At 51.0% G+C, this 5,610-nt stretch carries 2 tRNA genes and 3 rRNA genes; all 5 read right to left on the bottom strand.

Going from position 1 to position 5,610, the window contains the following annotated elements:
* Positions 1–10 precede the first annotated feature (10 nt).
* Positions 11–123 (bottom strand): 5S ribosomal RNA (gene rrf, locus AC07PU_RS42420).
* A 140-nt stretch (positions 124–263) separates the two neighbouring features.
* Positions 264–3,134: ribosomal RNA gene (locus AC07PU_RS42425) — 23S ribosomal RNA — on the bottom strand.
* 316 nt (positions 3,135–3,450) lie between these two features.
* Positions 3,451–3,526: transfer RNA gene (locus tag AC07PU_RS42430), tRNA-Ala, on the bottom strand.
* A gap of 30 nt (positions 3,527–3,556) precedes the next feature.
* A tRNA-Ile gene (locus AC07PU_RS42435) sits at positions 3,557–3,633 on the bottom strand.
* 89 nt (positions 3,634–3,722) lie between these two features.
* Positions 3,723–5,257 (bottom strand): 16S ribosomal RNA (locus tag AC07PU_RS42440).
* Together the 16S, 23S and 5S rRNA genes with 2 tRNA genes alongside form the textbook arrangement of a ribosomal RNA operon.
* Positions 5,258–5,610 lie beyond the last annotated feature (353 nt).

The following is a 5,610-nucleotide window of genomic DNA, read 5'->3' on the forward strand; positions in this document are numbered from 1 at the left end:
GGCTGTAAGAGCCTGACGATGACCTACTTTCACACGGGAACCCGCACTATCATCGGCGCTGAGTCGTTTCACTGTCCTGTTCGGGATGGGAAGGAGTGGGACCAACTCGCTATGGTCATCAGGCATAAAGGGTTGCCTGGCTGATCACGTGATCAACCAGACGAATTCATAGAGTTTTGAATCAGCACGCGCTTAGGCGTTATTTGAATGTATTTTGAATGCGTCAACTTGGCATAACACCTTGATCTTCTGATCAAAGTTATAGGGTCAAGCCGCACGAGCAATTAGTATCAGTTAGCTTAACGCATTACTGCGCTTCCACACCTGACCTATCAACGTCCTGGTCTTGAACGACTCTTCAGGGGGCTCGAGGCCCCGGCAGATCTCATCTTGAAACGAGTTTCCCGCTTAGATGCTTTCAGCGGTTATCTCTTCCACACTTAGCTACTCGGCAATGCCACTGGCGTGACAACCGATACACCAGAGGTGTGTCCACTCCGGTCCTCTCGTACTAGGAGCAGGCTTCCTCAAATCTGCAGCGCCCACGGAAGATAGGGACCAAACTGTCTCACGACGTTTTAAACCCAGCTCACGTACCTCTTTAAATGGCGAACAGCCATACCCTTGGGACCGGCTACAGCCCCAGGATGAGATGAGCCGACATCGAGGTGCCAAACACCGCCGTCGATATGAACTCTTGGGCGGTATCAGCCTGTTATCCCCAGAGTACCTTTTATCCGTTGAGCGATGGCCCTTCCATACAGAACCACCGGATCACTATGTCCTGCTTTCGCATCTGCTCGACTTGTCAGTCTCGCAGTTAAGCACGCTTATGCCATTGCACTATCGTCACGATGTCCGACCGTAACTAGCGTACCTTCGAACTCCTCCGTTACGCTTTGGGAGGAGACCGCCCCAGTCAAACTGCCTACCATGCACTGTCCCCGATCCAGATAATGGACCTAGGTTAGAACCTCAAACACACCAGGGTGGTATTTCAACGTTGGCTCCACAAGATCTAGCGACCCTGCTTCAAAGCCTCCCACCTATCCTACACAGATCTGTTCAAAGTCCAATACAAAGCTACAGTAAAGGTTCATGGGGTCTTTCCGTCTTTCCGCGGGGAGATTGCATCATCACAAACATTTCAACTTCGCTGAGTCTCAGGAGGAGACAGTGTGGCCATCGTTACGCCATTCGTGCAGGTCGGAACTTACCCGACAAGGAATTTCGCTACCTTAGGACCGTTATAGTTACGGCCGCCGTTTACTGGGACTTCAATCAAGAGCTTGCACCCCATCATTTAATCTTCCAGCACCGGGCAGGCGTCACACCCTATACGTCCACTTTCGTGTTTGCAGAGTGCTGTGTTTTTAATAAACAGTCGCAGCCACCGATTTTTTGCAACCCATTCATGCTCCGTTGTTCACTTCACACTAATAGGGCACACCTTCTTCCGAAGTTACGGTGTCAATTTGCCGAGTTCCTTCTCCTGAGTTCTCTCAAGCGCCTTAGAATACTCATCTCGCGCACCAGTGTCGGTTTGCGGTACGGTCGTATACAGCTGAAGCTTAGTGGCTTTTCCTGGAACCTCGTTCAGTCACTTCGCGAGCAAGCTCGCTCGATCGTTGGCCTCGGTATATGTGCACCGGATTTGCCTAATGCACGCCTACATCCAACTAAACCGGGATATCCAACACCCGGATGACCTATTAAGATCCGTCCCCACATCGCACTGTATATCGGTACAGGAATATTGACCTGTTTCCCATCAGCTACGCATCTCTGCCTCGCCTTAGGGGCCGACTCACTCTACGCCGATGAACGTTGCGTAGAAAACCTTGCGCTTACGGCGAGGGGGCTTTTCACCCCCTTTAACGCTACTCATGTCAGCATTCGCACTTCTGATACCTCCAGCACGCTTTACAACGCACCTTCACAGGCTTACAGAACGCTCTCCTACCACTTGCAATAAATTGCAAATCCGCAGCTTCGGTAACTGGCTTAGCCCCGTTACATCTTCCGCGCAGGACGACTCGATCAGTGAGCTATTACGCTTTCTTTAAATGATGGCTGCTTCTAAGCCAACATCCTGACTGTTTTAGCCTTCCCACTTCGTTTCCCACTTAGCCAATTTTAGGGACCTTAGCTGGCGGTCTGGGTTGTTTCCCTCTTGAGTCCGGACGTTAGCACCCGGTGCTCTGTCTCCCAAGCTGTACTCTTCGGTATTCGGAGTTTGCCTTGGTTTGGTAAGTCGCCATGACCCCCTAGCCAAAACAGTGCTCTACCCCCGAAGGTAATACTTGAGGCACTACCTAAATAGTTTTCGGAGAGAACCAGCTATTTCCAAGTTTGTTTAGCCTTTCACCCCTATCCACAGCTCATCCGCTAGTTTTGCAACACTAGTCGGTTCGGACCTCCAGTACCTGTTACGGCACCTTCATCCTGGCCATGGATAGATCACTTGGTTTCGGGTCTACACCCAGCGACTGATCGCCCTATTCGGACTCGATTTCTCTACGGCTTCCCTATTCGGTTAACCTTGCCACTGAATGTAAGTCGCTGACCCATTATACAAAAGGTACGCAGTCACCCTTGCGGGCTCCTACTTTTTGTAAGCACGCGGTTTCAGGATCTATTTCACTCCCCTCCCGGGGTTCTTTTCGCCTTTCCCTCACGGTACTAGTTCACTATCGGTCGATGATGAGTATTTAGCCTTGGAGGATGGTCCCCCCATATTCAGACAGGATTACACGTGTCCCGCCCTACTTTTCGCTAGCTCAGTACCACACAAGTCTTTTAACGTACGGGGCTGTCACCCACTATGGCCGGCCTTTCCAAGCCGTTCTGATAAGTCTTGTGCTATCACTAGCAGGCTCTTCCGATTTCGCTCGCCACTACTTTCGGAATCTCGGTTGATGTCTTTTCCTCGAGCTACTGAGATGTTTCAGTTCACCCGGTTCGCCTCGCATAGCTATGTATTCACTATGCGATACCTTTCGGTGGGTTTCCCCATTCGGAAATCTCCGGATCAAAGCTAATTTGCCAGCTCCCCGAAGCTTATCGCAGGCTATCACGTCCTTCGTCGCCTATCATCGCCAAGGCATCCACCACGTGCTCTTATTCACTTGACCCTATAACTTTGACGTTTCTTCACAGAAACCAAAGTCAATCAAGGAATTGCCAGGTCTTTCACCTGGCGCGTTATGCCGTCTTCATAAATCGATTTGACTCGAAATTGAAGTTCATATTGACGCAATCAAAAATTCAAGTTGCTGACGGCACGGTGAGCCATGAAGCTCTTTCCGTCAGCAACGCTGATTCAACTCTATGAATTTTTAAAGAACAGCCGATTGATCAAGAGATCCTGATCAACAACAAAGAAGCCTCATGCTTTCGCAGGAAGCCGCTTTGGTGTTGAAACGTTCCGATGGAACCGATTATTGGTTGTGGTGGAGGATGACGGGATCGAACCGACGACCCCCTGCTTGCAAAGCAGGTGCTCTCCCAGCTGAGCTAATCCCCCAAACTCTCACACACGAGATATCAGAAGATTTGGTGGGTCTAGTTGGGCTCGAACCAACGACCCCCGCCTTATCAAGACGGTGCTCTAACCAGCTGAGCTACAGACCCATTCGCCAATCATCTTCGAAATCGAAGACAACCGACTTCTTCCAACAACCGATAAGTGTGGGCGTTTAAATTAAATTGCTTGTTTCCAGAAAGGAGGTGATCCAGCCGCACCTTCCGATACGGCTACCTTGTTACGACTTCACCCCAGTCACGAACCCTGCCGTGGTAATCGCCCTCCTTGCGGTTAAGCTAACTACTTCTGGCAGAACCCGCTCCCATGGTGTGACGGGCGGTGTGTACAAGACCCGGGAACGTATTCACCGTGACATTCTGATCCACGATTACTAGCGATTCCGACTTCACGCAGTCGAGTTGCAGACTGCGATCCGGACTACGACTGGTTTTATGGGATTAGCTCCCCCTCGCGGGTTGGCAACCCTTTGTACCAGCCATTGTATGACGTGTGTAGCCCCACCTATAAGGGCCATGAGGACTTGACGTCATCCCCACCTTCCTCCGGTTTGTCACCGGCAGTCTCATTAGAGTGCCCAACTGAATGTAGCAACTAATGACAAGGGTTGCGCTCGTTGCGGGACTTAACCCAACATCTCACGACACGAGCTGACGACAGCCATGCAGCACCTGTGTTACGGTTCTCTTTCGAGCACTAAGCCATCTCTGGCGAATTCCGTACATGTCAAAGGTGGGTAAGGTTTTTCGCGTTGCATCGAATTAAACCACATCATCCACCGCTTGTGCGGGTCCCCGTCAATTCCTTTGAGTTTCAACCTTGCGGCCGTACTCCCCAGGCGGTCAACTTCACGCGTTAGCTTCGTTACTGAGAAAGTGAATTCCCAACAACCAGTTGACATCGTTTAGGGCGTGGACTACCAGGGTATCTAATCCTGTTTGCTCCCCACGCTTTCGTGCATGAGCGTCAGTACAGGTCCAGGGGATTGCCTTCGCCATCGGTGTTCCTCCGCATATCTACGCATTTCACTGCTACACGCGGAATTCCATCCCCCTCTACCGTACTCTAGCTATGCAGTCACAGATGCAGTTCCCAGGTTGAGCCCGGGGATTTCACAACTGTCTTACATAACCGCCTGCGCACGCTTTACGCCCAGTAATTCCGATTAACGCTTGCACCCTACGTATTACCGCGGCTGCTGGCACGTAGTTAGCCGGTGCTTATTCTTACGGTACCGTCATTAGCCTTCTTTATTAGAAAAGGCCGTTTCGTTCCGTACAAAAGCAGTTTACAACCCGAAGGCCTTCATCCTGCACGCGGCATGGCTGGATCAGGCTTGCGCCCATTGTCCAAAATTCCCCACTGCTGCCTCCCGTAGGAGTCTGGGCCGTGTCTCAGTCCCAGTGTGGCTGGTCGTCCTCTCAGACCAGCTACAGATCGAAGGCTTGGTGAGCCTTTACCTCACCAACTACCTAATCTGCCATCGGCCGCTCCATTCGCGCAAGGTCTTGCGATCCCCTGCTTTCATCCGTAGATCGTATGCGGTATTAGCACAGCTTTCGCTGCGTTATCCCCCACGATTGGGCACGTTCCGATGTATTACTCACCCGTTCGCCACTCGCCGCCAGGATTGCTCCCGCGCTGCCGTTCGACTTGCATGTGTAAGGCATGCCGCCAGCGTTCAATCTGAGCCAGGATCAAACTCTATAGTTCGATCTTGATTTGCGCCTGATCTCGCGATCAAGCAAAACTCACAAAAACGGAATTGAAGTGAACTTCACTTCTATTCTCATGAGCGTTTTAAGTCTTGCGACTTGTTCCGAAGAACTTACGCAATTACCTTCAAACGCCCACGCTTATCGGCTGTAATTTTTTAACGATCTCCGAAGCAACTCATCGTTTACTTCGTCTTGCTCGCTGCGATCAGCGAAGCCTTGTAGTCTAACACGATTTTTAAAGAACCGTCAAACTTTTTTCAACCTCTTCACCTTCAACCACCAGCAGAACAACTTCCGTCATCCGCCGCTGAAGCCGTCCAGCGAAGCCCTCGATTATGCACAGCTTTT

The sequence above is a fragment of the Variovorax sp. GW821-FHT10D07 genome, from assembly GCF_059415325.1.